General features: G+C 42.6%; 13 protein-coding genes. 2 read left to right on the top strand and 11 right to left on the bottom strand.

Annotated features, from left to right (window positions below):
• Positions 1 to 220: 220 nt before the first annotated feature.
• The 8 genes from DEM91_RS09900 to mazG all read right to left on the bottom strand — a co-directional run bounded on the left by DEM91_RS09900 (position 221) and on the right by mazG (position 6,639).
• A complete protein-coding gene (locus DEM91_RS09900; protein WP_249858819.1) occupies positions 221 to 1,141 on the bottom strand; it encodes an EamA family transporter in 921 nt (306 codons plus the stop codon).
• 2 nt (positions 1,142 to 1,143) lie between these two features.
• Positions 1,144 to 1,875, bottom strand: coding sequence for a tRNA pseudouridine(38-40) synthase TruA (gene truA / locus DEM91_RS09905; RefSeq protein ID WP_249858820.1), 732 nt, complete (start codon positions 1,873 to 1,875; stop codon positions 1,144 to 1,146).
• 243 nt (positions 1,876 to 2,118) lie between these two features.
• On the bottom strand, positions 2,119 to 2,244 hold the full coding sequence (locus tag DEM91_RS12585) for a hypothetical protein (RefSeq protein ID WP_275975267.1): 126 nt from the start codon (positions 2,242 to 2,244) through the stop codon (positions 2,119 to 2,121).
• Positions 2,245 to 2,249: 5 nt separating this feature from the next.
• On the bottom strand, positions 2,250 to 3,725 hold the full coding sequence (locus DEM91_RS09910; RefSeq protein WP_249858821.1) for a L,D-transpeptidase family protein: 1,476 nt from the start codon (positions 3,723 to 3,725) through the stop codon (positions 2,250 to 2,252).
• A 98-nt stretch (positions 3,726 to 3,823) separates the two neighbouring features.
• Positions 3,824 to 4,132 (bottom strand): T9SS type A sorting domain-containing protein, encoded by a 309-nt coding sequence (locus tag DEM91_RS09915; protein WP_008122377.1) that lies wholly within the window; start codon positions 4,130 to 4,132, stop codon positions 3,824 to 3,826.
• 90 nt (positions 4,133 to 4,222) lie between these two features.
• Positions 4,223 to 5,140 (bottom strand): ribonuclease Z, encoded by a 918-nt coding sequence (locus tag DEM91_RS09920; RefSeq protein ID WP_249858822.1) that lies wholly within the window; start codon positions 5,138 to 5,140, stop codon positions 4,223 to 4,225.
• A 39-nt stretch (positions 5,141 to 5,179) separates the two neighbouring features.
• On the bottom strand, positions 5,180 to 5,758 hold the full coding sequence (locus DEM91_RS09925) for a hypothetical protein (RefSeq protein ID WP_103002675.1): 579 nt from the start codon (positions 5,756 to 5,758) through the stop codon (positions 5,180 to 5,182).
• Positions 5,759 to 5,775: 17 nt separating this feature from the next.
• Positions 5,776 to 6,639, bottom strand: a complete 864-nt coding sequence (mazG, locus tag DEM91_RS09930) for a nucleoside triphosphate pyrophosphohydrolase (RefSeq protein WP_249858823.1) — start codon at positions 6,637 to 6,639, stop codon at positions 5,776 to 5,778.
• A gap of 100 nt (positions 6,640 to 6,739) precedes the next feature.
• Between mazG and DEM91_RS09935 the strand changes: the two genes are divergently transcribed.
• Both DEM91_RS09935 and DEM91_RS09940 read left to right on the top strand, forming a co-directional pair.
• Positions 6,740 to 9,379: a valine--tRNA ligase gene (locus DEM91_RS09935; RefSeq protein WP_249858824.1), complete on the top strand. Its 2,640-nt coding sequence runs from the start codon at positions 6,740 to 6,742 to the stop codon at positions 9,377 to 9,379.
• 4 nt (positions 9,380 to 9,383) lie between these two features.
• Positions 9,384 to 10,610 (top strand): clostripain-related cysteine peptidase, encoded by a 1,227-nt coding sequence (locus DEM91_RS09940; RefSeq protein WP_249858825.1) that lies wholly within the window; start codon positions 9,384 to 9,386, stop codon positions 10,608 to 10,610.
• A gap of 220 nt (positions 10,611 to 10,830) precedes the next feature.
• On the opposite strand, the gene DEM91_RS09945 is transcribed toward DEM91_RS09940, so the two are convergent.
• The 3 genes from DEM91_RS09945 to pheT form a co-directional block, all read right to left on the bottom strand.
• Positions 10,831 to 13,077, bottom strand: coding sequence for a GH92 family glycosyl hydrolase (locus DEM91_RS09945; protein WP_249858826.1), 2,247 nt, complete (start codon positions 13,075 to 13,077; stop codon positions 10,831 to 10,833).
• A gap of 196 nt (positions 13,078 to 13,273) precedes the next feature.
• On the bottom strand, positions 13,274 to 13,999 hold the full coding sequence (locus DEM91_RS09950) for a YebC/PmpR family DNA-binding transcriptional regulator (RefSeq protein ID WP_025072838.1): 726 nt from the start codon (positions 13,997 to 13,999) through the stop codon (positions 13,274 to 13,276).
• A 120-nt stretch (positions 14,000 to 14,119) separates the two neighbouring features.
• Positions 14,120 to 16,582 (bottom strand): phenylalanine--tRNA ligase subunit beta, encoded by a 2,463-nt coding sequence (pheT, locus tag DEM91_RS09955; protein WP_249858827.1) that lies wholly within the window; start codon positions 16,580 to 16,582, stop codon positions 14,120 to 14,122.
• Between the last annotated feature and the right edge of the window lie 190 nt (positions 16,583 to 16,772).

A 16,772-nucleotide genomic window follows, 5' to 3' on the forward strand; every position in this document is an offset into this window, starting at 1 on the left:
TAGAATGAATGAAAAAATTTGACAAGTAAATTAGGAAAAGTGAATAAAAACTGTCAAGTGATTTTAGGAAAGTACAACCCATTGTTTCAATGCGATTAACTCATTGACTTAAAGGGCTTAAGTTATTGTTATAAGCCCCTTATCTCCATGGGTTAGTAAAGCCATGAAGTATCCGCTGTACTTTTCATAAATTTACTTGACAGTTTTGTTGTGATTTGTGCTATACTCGACTACCAATATATAAGAAAATCAAACCCAACAAGACTAACAACAGGTCAATTGCCTTACCCTTGATATTCTTTTCTTGAAAAAGGAAGATGCCAAAGAGGAAACTCACGATAACACTGCCTCTTCGCACCATAGAGACAACAGCTATCAAGGCTTCGGGCTGACTGAGCGCATAAAAGTACACAAAGTCTGCCATACAAAGGAAGATACTAATGCCGAGAATTGTCCACCGCCATTGAAACGTGTTGGTTCGGTTTCGGTTGGGCAGCCATAGCAACATCAACATAACTCCCATCAATCCGCATTGATAAACATTGTACCAACTCTGAACCATCATTTGATTAAGTCCTAACCCACCAGCACTACGAGGCATCATCAGAAATTTATCATACAGTCCACTCACAGCTCCCAAGATGGCAGAGATGACCAAGAAAACAATCCAGAGATTATGCTTAAAGTCAATCCCCTCCTTTTTTCCTGTTCTACTTAAAAGGAAGAACGATGTAATTGCCAATAGCACACCCACCCATTGATAGAGGTTGAGCGTTTCGCCAAACACCAACATGGCGCCCACCAACACCAGGATTGGACGTGTAGCGTTGATGGGACCCACAATGGTAAGAGGGAGATGCTTCATGGCAAAATAGCCACAAACCCATGACCCTAACACAATGAAACTCTTGAGTACGATAAACTTATGCGATTCCCACCCTGCAGTAGATACGTGGAAAATAGTATCGTCTAAATAAGTTGTAGATTGAGATAAAATAATAAAAGGTAAAAAGAGGAGCGATGAGAAAAACGTGTTCAGAAACAACACAGGAATCACTGCATTATCTGATAATGAAACTTTCTTAAATACATCATAAAATCCCAGCAGAAAAGCCGAGAGAAAAGCCAAAATCAACCACATCTTTAATATTCTATCTCCTCTAAAAACAGCGCATGAGCAGGCATGCTCTCGCCTGCATTGCTACGATTACCGCTCCGAATCACTGCATCAAACTGCTCAAGACTCATTCGATGCCGCCCCACTTCAATCAACGTACCGACAACAGCACGCACCATATTACGGAGAAAGCGATTGGCTTTAATCACAAAGTACCAACTATCTTCTCCTGTTTGTACCCATTCTGCACGCACCACCTCGCAAAGCGTGGTCTTGACATCGGTGTGTGTCTTACAGAAAGCACCAAAGTCGGTCACGCTCAACAAATGATTAGCTGCCTGATTCATCAGTGCATAATCAAGCTGAAAAGGAAGTTGACAGGAGTAATGGCGCAAAAAAGGATTTTTATGATTGTGTACATAATAGTGATACGTTCGCCATTTGGCACTAAACCTTGCGTGCATATCTGCCTGAACAGGCTTCACGCCTGCCACCGAAATATCTCGTGGCAAGAGTCTGTTCAGTTTGTAAGTAAGTTGTTCACCATCAATAACTGTCTCTAAATCAAAGTGTGCCACCATTTTTCGCGCATGCACGCCAGTATCTGTGCGCCCTGCACCCACAACAACAATGGGCTCTCTCAAAATCGTTGACAGTGCTTTTTGCAATTCTGCCTGAACAGAATGACTGTTGGGTTGCTGTTGCCAACCGTGGTACGAGGTACCGTCATAACTGAAATAGATAAAGTACCGCTGCATAGTTATTTGCTTTTTTACATCTTACTTAAAGTGAAAGGTTAATTATAAAAAATACCTTGTACTTGTTTTTATTTTAGATTTTCGGAAAACCTTTTATATCCTATTGTCTTATGTTCTTTTCGATAAATAAATATATTAAGTTCCTCCCATTTCTACCACACTCCTCGACTATATGTAGGCTCTAAAAGAAGTCATCAATCAAACAAAGCTAATTATTAGCACCAACCTTAAATATCCAAATCATCAACTATAATTGTCTACATAACTATTACTCTTTTTCTCACTCCTATTGAACATAAAGGCTTGTTCCCGCAGCTTTGGGTCTGCCAATGCCCTACCGATAGTATAATCGTCCCACCGTTCGTTCATTGAAACTATCGCAGGTAGTTTTTTAATTGTTTGTAAATCACAGCGTCAAAACCGTAAATATCTTGATATTCCCGCATGCCATGCTGCTCGTTGGGATACAGGGTATAATAAGTAATGTACAGAGGTACTGCTGGTTGAACACGCACCGAATTGATTAACTTAGATTCTTGCAAGGTGTCATTGGGTAGGTTGGAAGTCGCTGTTAGTTTCTTTTGATAATGCGAATGAATATCGGCTTGCATGGAGTAGCGCATCTTTTCAATGAGTTCTTCATCCTTATCTTTTAATAAAAATACCGCCAGTTCGAAAGGTTTTTCGACACGCACACATCCATGTGACACGCCACGATTCGACTGTTCAAAGACTCCGCGCGAGGAGGTGTCGTGCAGATAAACGGCAAAGTTATTTTTGAAACGGAACACGATGCGCCCCATGGCGTTGCCTTTTCCGCCTTCTTGAATGACGAAGTATTGACCGCTCCGAAGCATTTCACTCGTGACTTGTCGAGGGTCTACCCTGTTTCCTGTCTCTCTGTTTCGTATAAAATACCGATGATTCTCAAAATAAGCAGAGTCGCCTGCATGGCGTGCCACACTTTTGTCAATAATACTCTTGGGCATGACCCATTGCGGATTAACGTCCATCCGCATAATCCTACTGCTCAACAAGGGCGTCTTGGTGGTGTTCGTTCCCACACCAACGCGCATTCTCATGACCTGTTCATGGTCGATAGCCAGCAACTCCATGGCAGGAATGTTCACCATGACGTATTTGTCTTGGGCAAATGGGTTATCTTTTAGTCGCCATCGCGTCCGCTCCAAGTTGCAGAGCGTCTTCACACTGTTAGTGGAACGACCCTCCTGCGCAAGATAATTTTTGAATACTTGGTATAATGGATTAGTGGGTTGGATATGGTGAATAAAGTTCGTCAAACTGTCTGGATGAGTTTGTTTACACAGATTCTTCCAATAGTTTTTAGTGGGCCGTGCCATCGGAATATCGAAGAGCCGATAATAACTCACGTTGAGTGAATCTCCCTCTTTCACATCAAGCTTGTTAAAAAGCACATAAGGGTTGGTAAAACCAAACTGCTGTCCCGTGGCATAACGGAAAAAGGCTTTGGTTAGATGATATTCTAAGCGTCCCAACACCTGATGAATGGAATGCTGACTTTTATCAAATTGCAAAGCTCGCAGTCGGTTTAAGTCTGCCGTAATCGAAGCGACACAAAACTTATTGGGCGAAAATCCTACCGCTTTCATCTCACGCAAATACGCCAACAGAGTATCGGCACGCTGATCAACTCCATTGCGATCAATCCAAAGAAGCCGCCCTCCCTGCAAATAATAGTTACGAGCACGATAGTCGGCTTGCATCGAGTCTCTATCTTCTTGTAACGTCTTGAGAAGTTCTGCACGAACTTTTCGGGGATGAATGACATAAGCAGCATTCCGAAGAGACGAAAAACTACTTAATTCCAAGTTCTGATTAGGATTCTGAACTTTATTCCGACATGAACACAACTGAAAAAGAAGAATAAAGAACAGAAAGTAATGAAAAACAAATTTCAACGCTTGCGCTATCTAATAGATATCTTTCTTACCGTTTTGCCCACCTTGATAATGTAGCAACCTTTTGGATAATTCAGTTCGTAACGCTTGTCCTGACTATCAATCTTCACACGCATCAGACAAACGCCTGCCACATTATATATCTGTAATACCTGCCCATTTGCACCACTGATATGTAGTACAGACTCCGAAACTGAAATAGAAACATTCTGAAATTCATTTTCAATAGCCTCGAAACCTTCCGACGCTTGCATCGTGATTGGACTGCCAATGAGCAGCGCAAAAGCAAAGGTAATGGATAGTATCTTATGTATCATTGATATATATTCTTTGTGTTCAATGTAACAAAGATACGCAATTTATTGAAAACCAAAAAGCACGAATTAAAATTTATTGCCCGTTTAACTCTATTTAACATCGAAGACTAGCCCTTCATCGGTTAAGAATGAATTTGGAAAGATATTCTTTGCCTCTTGAAGTAGCACCGACTCGTCGTCATATCGGGCACTGTAATGCCCCAATAGCAATTTTCCAACCTTAGCATCGCGCGCCACCATGGCGGCTTGGGCTGCCGTACTGTGCGCGAACATTTCAGCTCGGCTCTCGTTTAACTGATCATAAGTAGCCTCATGGTACAGCGTATCCACCCCTTGAACCAATTGGTGCAAGTGAGGAAGATAGCGTGTATCACTGCAATAGGCGTAACTACGGGGCGGTGCAGCAGGGTAAGTAAGGCGATGATTGCTCACCATCTCCCCTTCTGGTGTAGTCCAGTCGGCTCCGTTTTTGATGTTATTAATTTGGGAAACAGGGATTTCATAGAAGTCAATCATCTCTCTTCGGATATGAGGCAACACAGGTTTCTCCCTAAACAAAAAACCACAACAAGGGAGACGATGCGCTAAAGGGATGGATTCGACAGTCAGACTTCGGTCTTCATAAATCACCTGATGCTGGGTGGTCTCCACTGCATGAAACTTCACCTCGTATTCCAAACCCGGACAGAACACGGCAATTTGTGTTTGCAACAAAGATTCTAACGCTTGCGGGGCATAGATATGGAGCGGTGCGGTACGCCCCAACATCCCAAAAGTGGAAAGCATACCTATCAACCCGAGGCAATGATCGCCATGTAAGTGGGTGATAAAGACGGCTTGAAGCTTGGTAAATTTGATTTTAGCACGACGGAGTTGTACTTGAGTACCTTCGCCACAATCGACCATGAACAGTTTCTCACGGATTTCAATAACCTGTGAGGACGGATGGTGTCGCAGCGTTGGCATGGCACTTCCGCATCCTAAAATATGAATTCTAAAAGGTTCCAATAGATGAATCTAAACGCAAAAGAAAGAGTCAAAAGCCTTCTACTGCTGTTTGTCTCGTTGACGCTTGTAGACAAAAATACCATTTTTATTCTCAAGCAACAAACTATCTGCCCCCAAAGTCTTTACTTCAAAGGTATCGGTGTTTAACAGTAAAGCGCCATTAAGAATTTTCCACTTCGTCCAAGGATGCGATTCGGCTTTCACGAAAGACTCGACAATGCCACCTTCACGAATTTCAAAGTTCTTGTCCAAACTTACCCATCTCCCTAAAAGCGTTGTCAGATTGATTACTTTCTTCGCAACTAATTCTTGATTCACTTTCGCTCCAATGACCGCCATTCGATCACCTACCATTCTACCTCCTTGAATGTCAGAGACTAATTCTCCATCGGTGTTAATCATATAATCCACCGTATCGCCAGCATCTGATATCACCTGCAAGGTGTGCATGGCGGTTCCGTCGCCGCAAACGCCATATACGGTAGAGTCTGTGGATGCTTCTTCATCTTGTGATACCGTGTCCGAAGAGGATGCAGAACCTTTTTTATCCACGCATCCAACAGCCAAGCTGACTGTCATGAGCATTGCCGCAAATATTTTCAACGTATTTTTCATCATTATTATATTTTGTATTTTTAGTTGTTATCAGATTCTTTTTCCATACGTTTAGCCTCTTCCCAAAGCTCATCCATCTCTGCGAGTGTCAAGTCTTTGAGCTGCTTTCCCGATTTTATGGTTTGGGCTTCAATATGATTAAAGCGTCGAATAAATTTTTGATTGGTCAGCTCCAGTGCGTTTTCTGGATTAAGATGATACAAGCGAGCAGCATTAATGACCGAGAAAAGAAAATCTCCCAACTCCTTCGTGGCATGCTCGGCATCGTCTTTGGCTAATTCTTCTTCCAGCTCACTCAGTTCTTCACGCACTTTCTTCCAAACGTCTTCTCGCTTTTCCCAATCGAACCCAACGTTCCGTGCCTTATCTTGAATGCGATAAGCCTTAATGAGAGATGGCAACGCCTCTGGCACACCTGCCAACACACTCTTGTTTCCATCTTTTTCTTTTTGCTTAATTTGCTCCCACGTTTTTTCTACTTGCTGCTCCGTCTGCGGTTTGGCAGTGGTTTCGTCCACCCCTACTTTTGAGTCTAAAACCTCTTTTTTAGGGTCTCCTTCCCAACCAGTCCAATCGATAAATGGATGACGAAACATTAATTTACGGGCTTCCTTATCGCACACATCCGCAATATCATAAGCCCCTGTCTCATCTCCAAGGATAGCATAGAAGATGACATGCTCCAACACATCACCAAGTTCTTTACAAATATTGACCTTATCTTCCTTCAAGATAGCATCACAAAGCTCGTAAACCTCTTCTATCGTGTGCGGTCTTAAGCTGTGGTAGGTTTGTTTTCTGTCCCAAGGGCATTCCTTTCTCAGGCGTTCTTGTACGTCAAGAAGCCGACCAAAAGCCGCTATTTTTTCTTCTCTTGAGTGCATGGCTGAATTTTTATTATTGCAAAAGTAATCATTTTCAATTGAAATTTCGTAATTTTGCAATGTTTTATAAGAATTTATTATTAAAGTAGAAAACGATAAAATGGAATTGGCAAGCAAGTATAATCCACAGGATGTGGAATCTAAATGGTATGAATATTGGCTCAACAACAAATTATTTAGTTCAAAACCTGATGGGCGTGAAGCCTATACGGTGGTCATACCTCCCCCCAATGTCACAGGTGTGCTGCACATGGGACACATGCTTAACAATACCATTCAAGATATTTTAGTGCGCAGAGCACGCATGGAAGGCAAGAATGCTTGTTGGGTTCCTGGCACCGATCATGCCTCGATAGCTACCGAAGCAAAGGTTGTAGCACGCTTGGCAGAACAGGGAATCAAGAAAACAGATCTTTCAAGAGACGAGTTTTTGAAACATGCTTGGGACTGGACGCACGAACATGGCGGCATTATTTTGAAGCAGTTGCGTCGCTTAGGGGCTTCGTGTGATTGGGATCGCACCGCATTCACGATGGACGAGAAGCGTTCGGAAAGCGTTATCAAAGTGTTTTGCGACCTCTACAACAAAGGTCTTATCTACCGTGGAGTACGCATGGTGAATTGGGATCCGCAGGCACAAACAGCCTTGAGCGATGAAGAAGTTATCTATCAAGACGAGCACTCCAAGCTTTATTATCTTCGCTATCATGTAGTTGAAGACCCTGATAAGTTTGCTATCGTCGCTACGACACGTCCCGAAACGATTATGGGCGATACTGCAATGTGCATCAACCCCAATGATCCTAAGAATGCCTGGCTCAAAGGAAAACACGTTATCGTACCATTAGTGAGACGAGAAATTCCTGTTATCGAGGACGACTATGTGGATATTGAGTTTGGTACGGGATGCTTAAAGGTAACGCCAGCACATGATATTAACGACCATGCATTGGGTCTGAAACACGGACTACAAACCATCGATATCTTTAACGACAATGGTACTATTTCTGAAGAAGCAGGAATGTACGTTGGCATGGATCGTATGGACGTGCGCAAGCAAATTGCAAAAGATTTAGAAAAGGCAGGATTGATGGAGAAAGTCGAGGACTACAACAACAAAGTTGGATACTCCGAGCGCACCCATGTACCCATTGAGCCGAAGTTGTCAACACAATGGTTTCTGAAAATGCAACACTTTGCCGACCTTGCCTTGCAGCCTGTCATGGACGACGATATTCAGTTCTATCCCTCGAAGTACAAAAACACCTATCGTCACTGGCTCGAAAACATCAAAGATTGGTGTATCAGTAGACAGCTGTGGTGGGGACATCGCATTCCTGCTTATTACTTTACAGTCAACTGTAAACAAGAGGTTGTGGTGGCAGAAACGGCAGAGGCAGCCCTCAAACTGGCACAACAGAAGGACAGCGCACTCACCATGAACGACATCGAACAAGATAGTGATTGTCTCGACACATGGTTTTCATCATGGCTATGGCCTATTTCTCTCTTTGACGGCATTAACAATCCTGATAATAAAGAAATTCAATACTACTACCCCACAGCCGACCTCATCACTGGACCTGATATTATTTTCTTCTGGGTGGCACGCATGATTATGGCTGGATATGAGTATAAAGGACAGATGCCTTTCAGACACGTGTACTTTACGGGCATTGTGCGCGACAAGTTGGGCAGGAAGATGAGCAAGAGCTTAGGTAACTCGCCCGATCCTATTGCACTCATTGATAAGTACGGTGCCGATGGCGTACGTATGGGTATGATGCTCAGTGCGCCAGCAGGCAACGACATTCTCTTCGATGAAAGTTTGTGTGAACAAGGTCGTAACTTTAACAACAAGATTTGGAATGCATTCCGATTGGTAAAAGGTTGGGAGGTTACAGACGCCGAACAACCACAAACCAGCAAGTTGGCAACAGCTTGGTTCGAGGCTAAGTTGCGCACCACAAACGAAGAAGTGAACGACCTCTTCTCGAAATATCGCATCTCTGAGGCACTAATGGTTGTCTACAGGCTCTTTTGGGACGAGTTCTCAAGCTGGTATCTCGAGATGATTAAGCCTGCGTACGGAACACCTATCGACACGAAGACCTATCAGCAGACTTTGAACTTCTTTGACATCCTCTTAAAAATGCTACATCCTTTCATGCCATTTATCACGGAAGAATTGTGGCAACACTTGTATGAGCGAAAGGAAGGCGAGTCTATCATGACCCAACAGCTTGATATTCCTACGCCTACGGACGACGAAAAATCGCTGACAGAAGAGATAGAAGTGGTTAAACAGATTGTGAGTGGGGTTCGCATGATTAGAAACCAAAAGAACATCTCACCCAAAGAAGAATTAGAATTGATAGCTATTGGTGACAACCCATTTGCCACCTTTAATGACATTATCATTAAAATGGCGCATTTGTCATCCATACAAACCATGACTGACAAACCTGCTGACGTAGCACAATTCATGGTTGGCACTAACGAATTTGCCGTTCCCATCGGGAATTTGATTGATGTGGAAGCCGAGTTAAAGAAGTATGAAGACCAACTCAAACATTTGGAAGGCTTCTTAGCTGGTATTCAGAAAAAACTCAGCAACAGTAAATTTGTAGCCAATGCGCCTGAAGCAGTGGTGGCATTGGAGCGCAAGAAACAAAGTGATACGGAAGAGAAAATTGCAGCACTGAAAGATTCGATGGCAGAACTTAAAAAGAAGAAATAACCGAATGATGCGTAAACAGTTCTTTTTATGGCTCGTCCTACTCTGTACCTTGACGATTACATCGTGTAAGGATGACGATACTATTGACATTAACGACTATAACAAACAAACCATATTAGTCTATATGCCATGGTCGGGAAGTGCGCAACACAAAGGACTGTACAACTTTTTCCTACAAAATTTAGACAGCATCGAATCGGGTGTCAAAGCCCAGAAAGGACTCAAGAACTCACGCTTAGTGGTATTTCTTAGCAAATCGCCCACCGAATCAGAACTCTACGAGGTTGGTTATGTCAACAAACAAATAACGCACACCCCTATCAAGACCTATTCGGGAAAAGCATATACTACGGCTGAGGGTATTGCCCAAATCATCAATGACACGAAAGCAGCGGCTGAAGCTCTCAACTATGCACTCATCATTGGCTGCCACGGCACAGGTTGGACGTATAAAGAAAATTGGAAAGACTACCCCTACAATGCAAAACGGTATGCCTTTTCCACTCGTCAGCAACCCACGTATTGGGAACAGACTCGATTCTTTGGAAGTGTGGACGACATCCTCAATTATGCCACAGACATAGAGACCTTGGCAAAAGGAATCGCTCAAACGGGCACAAAGATGCAATACATCCTGTTTGACGATTGCTACATGGCAAATGTTGAAACAGCCTATATGCTCAAAGACGTGACTAATTTCCTTGTTGGCTCTACCAGTGAGGTTATGGCTGTTGGCATGCCGTATGCGGATATGTGGAGCAGTTTGGCATCGCCCACTCCCAACTATGGAGCTATAGTGAAGAAGTTTCATGACTTCTACTCCAATTACCGAGTGCCCTCTGGCACAATTGCCGCTATCGACTGCCGAGAGGTAGAAGCCTTAGCTGCAGTGATGAAGGACATCAATGCGAAATATTCGTTGGACGACTCGTTGCGAGACAGTGTGCAAGTACTCGATGGTTTTAAGGCAGGAATATTCTTCGATATGGGCGATTATGTAAAGTGGCTTTGTAAGAACAAGAACCTTCGTGAACGTTTTAACCAACAACTCACGAAAGCGGTACGCCATCAAAGTCATACGGACACGATTTATTCATACATTTATCCGTATGAAGGCCCCAAATATATCCCTGTGAAAACCTTTAGCGGGTTAACCATTTCAGATCCCACCATTCATGTTGCGCCATTACGTGGCATACAAAACACTGCGTGGTGGAGAGCTACGCACTAAAAACGATTACTTGCAGAGACGAGTAAACCACAACCAAAGTTAGATTTATTTGATTGGAGTGGTTTACTTCTTATACAATACATCCGCAATACCAGTTTTTCAGCATAGCGGATGAGTACAAAATGTGAAGGGAAATCTTACAACAAAATCGGGGCTACTAAATAAACACAAATGATTGATACTTATTTAGCAGCCCCGAAGTATAACGCACTCTCTCGGATTATTTCGCACTCACAGGTCTATGCTGCATTGCTTTACCAAAACTCTTATTGGGGCGATTGCTCATTTGGAAGTTAAGTACTCCTCCTTTCATCACATCACTGTAAGTAATGTAAGAGGTCTTCAAATTCCTACCGTTTAATTGAGCCGACTTGATATATACATTTTTGTCATTATTATTGGGTGCAGTGATCACAAATGTCTTACCCTCAGGCAGATGAATCGTTGCTTTCTTAAACAACGGACTTCCAAAAACAAAAATGCCATTGGATGGGTTCACTTGATAAAATCCTAACGCTGACATGATATGCCAAGCTGACATTTGCCCACAATCTTCGTTACCACAGTATCCATCTGGCTCATCAGTATAGAACTTGTTTTGTATCATTCTCACCTTTTCTGCTGTCTTATACGGTTGTCCTGCATAGACATATAAATAAGGTGTATGATGATTGGGTTCGTTACCATGTGCATACTGTCCCACCATACCAGACACATCAGGTGGAGCTCCTTCTCCAAGATCGCCTTCGACAACAAACAACTCATCAAGATTCTTCACAAAAGCGGCATCTCCACCATGCGCCTTGATTAGCCCATCGGGGTCTTGTGGCACCATAAAGGTATATTGCCAACCATTTCCCTCACAGAAATCTCCTACCCCATCTCTTTCGTTCGCTAAAAATGGGTCGTAAGGTTCGTACCATGAGCCATCTTTCATCTTTGGATGAATCTTATTTATTTTTGAATCGAAAATGGTTTGATACGACAAAGCACGTTTCAAGAAAGTATGGTAAACATCCATTCGTCCCATCTTCTTTGCCATGAGTGCAATACCCATGTCGTCTGCTGCATATTCTAACTGTATCGAAGTTGCCTCCTTAACAGCATCGGCTGGAATATATCCATAGTGCATAAAATCTTTCACACCGTTTTGCTTTGGATTCGTAGCCGTAGATATCATATAGTCTAACGCTTTGTTGGCATCGAAACCGCCAATCCCTTTTAAGTAAGCATCTGCAATCACTGGCACGGAACTATAACCTGGCATGCAATTCGTCTCACCTGAATACAATGGCCATATAGGCAGCTTTCCATTTTGATCGTAGATACTCAGCATGGAGTTAATCATATCTGGAACTTCCTTTCTCGCTATGATTGTAAACAGCGGATGTAACGTACGATAAGTATCCCATAACGAGAGCGTCGTGTAATTCTTGAATTTATTATTTCTATATACCTTGTCGTCTATGCCTCTAAAGTCTCCGTTGACGTCGCAATATAAGTTAGGTGCGATAAAAGCATGGTACATGGCTGTATAGAAGATGGTCTTTTGTCGGGGTGTCCCTTCTATTTCTATTCGTGATAACACATCGTTCCACTTTTGTATCGCTACCTGATGAACGTCATCGAAGTTCCATCCCGTCATCTCCTTTTCTAAGTTGAGTTTTGCATTGGTACAACTCACGGACGAGATAGCAACCTTTACCAAGAGTTCTTTCACTCCGTCTTTGAACGTTGCAACTGCTTTCACATCACGCCCTTGCAACTCATCGGTACCCGCAGGTGTATTCAAGTGAAACACATCAAGTGATTGGATGGGTTGATTGAACTTGGCATAAAAGAAAACCTTGTGTTGGGGTGCCCAACCATTGACAAAACGATATCCCTCAACAGTGGAATCGTCAATTTTGCGAATATAGGCTTCATAGGTTTTATTTCCAATACCATTGAACAAGTCTATCAACACGCGTGGGGTTTCTGCCTTTGTATAATTGTAACGATGCACCCCCACACGCTCTGTTGTTGTCAGTTCCACATTTACACCATTATCTAATTTTACGGCATAATAACCGGGTGATACAACTTCATTGTCATGGGAGAATTTCGACGAAGCAGCTCCTTCGAGGTTATGATCATCTCCTCGTTTGGTTCGCATCTCACCTGAATAGGGCATCAAGCTGATGTCGCCCAAATCATCACAACCTGTACCACTCAAGTGGTTATGACTAAACCCGATAATAACGCTATCACTGTAATGATAACCCGAGCACCAATCCCAACCCTTAAAGATGTTCATCGGTCCTAACTGAACGGCACTAAAAGGTACATTCGCTCCCACAAAGACATGACCGTGACCTCCAGAACCAATATAGGGATTTACAAATTGGGTATAATCTTTTTTGGCACTTAATGGCAAGGCTGCCAACAGTAAGTTTAATAAAAGAACAAAACAACGACTTCTTTTCATACAAAAAAATAAAAGGTTAAGATTTAGGATAATTACAGTTCAGGATATTAGAAGTACAAATGTGCTGTTCGTCATCCTCACTCACTTTTTAGCTTAGGCAGAGGATTTGAACTGCACTATTAAAGAAAATGCAAGCGAGCCATTCATCATTGAAAGCGCCATGCTCCGAATGATGAATGGTCGTCGCATCAAATGCTTATTCTGGTTGCATATTGGTGTACACCGTCTGAACATCGTCAAACTCTTCCAATTTCTCAATCATCTTGTCAAGAGTTTCACGTTCTTCTGGTGTCACATTCTTCAAGTCGTTAGGGATGTAAGTAAACTCTCCACCAGTCACCTCAAACCCTTCTTCCTCTAAATGTTTTTGGATATCACCAAAGCTGGTTGGTGCTCCGTAAATGGTCACCTCATTGGCTTCTTCGTCCTCATCGTATTCATCTTCGACACCGTAATCGATGAGATCAAGGATTAACTCATCCATATCGAGATTTTCTTTCTTCTTAAAAGTAAACACAGACTTATGATCAAACAAGAAAGCCAAAGAACCTGTAGTACCCAAATTTCCATTAAACTTGTTGAATACAGAACGAACATCACCTACAGTACGAGTAGTGTTGTCGGTCAGTGTATCCACCAAAATGGCAACTCCGTGTGGACCATAGCCCTCATAAGTTACTTCCTTATAATCGCTCTGGTCTTTACCAAGTGCATTTTTGATAGCACGGTCAATGTTGTCCTTAGGCATGTTCTCACGCTTAGCATTAGCAATGATGGCACGCAGTGTAGGGTTGTTTTCTGGCTCTGGTCCACCTGCTTTCACAGCAATAGCGATTTGTTTACCAATCTTCGTAAACGTACGAGCCATGTGTCCCCAACGTTTCAGTTTTGTTGCTTTACGATATTCAAATGCTCTTCCCATTGAATTTATTGATTAAAATCCTCTTCACCTAAAGAGGTCATGAACGTATTGCTACGTCACGAGTTGTTATTATTAATGAATTATTGATATATCAACGTCAATCACTTCACAAAAAACCTCTTACCGCAACTCTGCACCTAAATTCTTGGTGAGGTTTTTGATAAGTTTCTGCATTATTGCATCAATCTGCTTGTCGTTCAAGGTTTTCTGTTCATCTTGTAAAATAAAGTTCACCGCATAGCTCTTCTTGCCGTCGGGCAAGTTCTTCCCTTCGTAAACGTCAAAGAGTTCCACACGCTTCAACAGTTTCTTTTCTGTTTGAAAAGCAATCTCTTCAATCTTTTCGAAAGGAATTGCTTGGTCTAACAGCAACGCCAAATCTCGACTTACAGCAGGGATTTTAGACAACTCCTTAAACTCAACCTTCTGTTTGCGAATAGCTTTCATCACCGTAGACCAGTGGATATCGGCATAATACACCGTTGCAGAGACGCCCGCAGTTTTTAATAATCGGGGACATACCACGCCTAATTCAACCATAGGCTTTCCTCCACGATTCTTCATCGTCAAGCCTTCCGAGAAAATATTGTTATCACTCTTTTCCGAGATACACAGCCCAGCTGGCACACCCAACCGTGCAAAGATATTTTCTACATAGGCTTTGAGCTCAAAGAACGAACTATCTTCATCTGCATGCGCCCAACTACCTTCCACTCGCTTTCCAGTTATCCACAATCCTAAATGTGTTTCCTGTTTGTAGGCGTTAATAGGATTCTCTGCATCCAAACGAGCCGCATCGAAATGATAGCAATTACCAAACTCAAAAAGTCGTAAGTTTGCGTTTTTACGGTTGACGTTTCTCGCAATACTTTCCAAGCCACCAAACAACAAAGTCTGTCGCATCACACCCAAATCACTGCTCAACGGATTCATTACTTTCACCGTTGTTTCCTCCGCATACTGATTCAAATCTTGGTAATAAGCTACTTTTGTCAGTGAATTATTTAAGATTTCGTGGAAACCACTACCCACCAATTGTTCACCAATCAGATTTTCCAAATGCTGTTTCTCGTCTTCTTCTCCTAAGATGGTCAACGAACTTTTCAATTGTTGTGGTATCTCCACATTATTATATCCGTAGATACGTAAGATATCCTCCACCACATCGCATGGACGCTGCACGTCAACACGATAGGTTGGTATGGACAATTCAAGTCCTTCTGCTGTTTCCTGAAGGATTTCCATTTCAAGATTTGTCACAATCTTTTTTATCGTATCGTGTCCTATCTCTTTACCTATCAGTCCATTAACATAACTATATGAAAGTGATACTTTCGCATTTTCTATCGGTTCAGGATAAACATCCTTTATCTGCATACTCACCTTACCACCAGCCAACTGTTGACAAAGTATCGCTGCCTGTTTGAGTGCGTAGATGACACCATTAGGATCAATACCACGCTCGAAACGATAACTGGCATCTGTGCTTAGTCCGTGACGACGCGCACTCTTGCGAATGCAAGTGGGATGGAAATAAGCACTCTCTAAAACCACGTTCCTCGTGCTGGTGTAAGTACCACTTCCTTTACCGCCAAAGATACCTGCAATACACATGGGATGTTCCGCATTGCAAATACTTAAATCGTGTTCACCCAGCGTATGTTCTTCGCCATCGAGCGTTTCAAACTTTGTTCCCTCAGGTTGTGTGCGCACTACTATCCGGTTGCCTTCCACCATGTCGGCATCAAAGCAATGCATCGGCTGCCCATACGCCATCATGATGTAGTTCGTAATGTCTACAATGTTGTTGACAGGTCGCAATCCGATGACCCGCAACTTATCTTGCAGCCATTCTGGACTGTCTTTCACCTCACAATCCGTCAGCGAAATACAGGCATAGCGTTTACAGGCTTGTGTATTTTCTATTTGCACATCAATGGGCAAATCCTCGTTATCAACTTGAAAGGCATCACAATTAGGGCGATGCAAGTGAGTGGTATAACCATTTTGTTTCAACCACGCAAACAAGTCACGTGCCACGCCATAGTGAGAAAGTGCATCGGAACGGTTTGCTGTGATATCAATTTCTATCACCCAATCGCTTTCTAAATGATAATATTCTGCGGCGGGCTGACCCACTGGTGCATCTTCAGGAAGGACAATAATTCCATCGTGTGAACTTCCTACACCTATCTCGTCTTCTGCACAAATCATGCCGTATGAGTCGACACCACGAAGTTTGCTTTTCTTGATAGTGAATGATTCTTCACCATTATATAAAACGCAACCTACATCGGCAACAATGACTTTCTGTCCTGCGGCAACATTTGGCGCACCACAGACAATCTGAGAAGGCTGCTCTTTTCCTAAATCTACGGTTGTAATATGAAGGTGATCGGAATTAGGGTGCATTTCACAGGTAAGCACTTTACCTACATACAGCCCCTTCAAACCGCCTTTAATGGATTGAACTTCTTCCAAGGCATCTACCTCAAGACCGCATGATGTGAGTGCATCTGCCACCTCTTGGGGTGTCAAATCGAAGTCAACGTACTCTTTGAGCCATTTATATGAAACATTCATGATAATATGAATTTATTTTTGTGTACTATAAACTTTGCAAAAGTACTAAAAAAACGGCAGTTGGACAAATGTTACTCTAAAAAATAAAGGCAAAAGAAAAACGCCTGCATCTCATCCTCAAATCCGCAACTAAGCCCTTGAACGTCCTTATTGCGTTTACACGTCCTCTCATTACTGAATTTGCAGATAA

Source organism: Prevotella sp. TCVGH, from assembly GCF_023522295.1.
GTDB classification, from domain to species: Bacteria; Bacteroidota; Bacteroidia; order Bacteroidales; family Bacteroidaceae; genus Prevotella; species Prevotella timonensis.

Excerpts from the sequence above, each read along its gene's own strand:
- mazG (WP_249858823.1), bottom strand. The coding sequence starts at position 6,639 with ATGCACTCAAGAGAAGAAAAAATAGCGGCTTTTGGTCGGCTTCTTGAC.
- DEM91_RS09900 (WP_249858819.1), bottom strand. The coding sequence starts at position 1,141 with ATGTGGTTGATTTTGGCTTTTCTCTCGGCTTTTCTGCTGGGATTTTAT.
- DEM91_RS09915 (WP_008122377.1), bottom strand. The coding sequence starts at position 4,132 with ATGATACATAAGATACTATCCATTACCTTTGCTTTTGCGCTGCTCATT.
- DEM91_RS09945 (WP_249858826.1), bottom strand. The coding sequence starts at position 13,077 with ATGAAAAGAAGTCGTTGTTTTGTTCTTTTATTAAACTTACTGTTGGCA.
- DEM91_RS09935 (WP_249858824.1), top strand. The coding sequence starts at position 6,740 with ATGGAATTGGCAAGCAAGTATAATCCACAGGATGTGGAATCTAAATGG.
- DEM91_RS12585 (WP_275975267.1), bottom strand. The coding sequence starts at position 2,244 with ATGAACGAACGGTGGGACGATTATACTATCGGTAGGGCATTGGCAGAC.
- DEM91_RS09925 (WP_103002675.1), bottom strand. The coding sequence starts at position 5,758 with ATGATGAAAAATACGTTGAAAATATTTGCGGCAATGCTCATGACAGTC.
- pheT (WP_249858827.1), bottom strand. The coding sequence starts at position 16,582 with ATGAATGTTTCATATAAATGGCTCAAAGAGTACGTTGACTTCGATTTG.
- DEM91_RS09950 (WP_025072838.1), bottom strand. The coding sequence starts at position 13,999 with ATGGGAAGAGCATTTGAATATCGTAAAGCAACAAAACTGAAACGTTGG.
- truA (WP_249858820.1), bottom strand. The coding sequence starts at position 1,875 with ATGCAGCGGTACTTTATCTATTTCAGTTATGACGGTACCTCGTACCAC.
- DEM91_RS09940 (WP_249858825.1), top strand. The coding sequence starts at position 9,384 with ATGATGCGTAAACAGTTCTTTTTATGGCTCGTCCTACTCTGTACCTTG.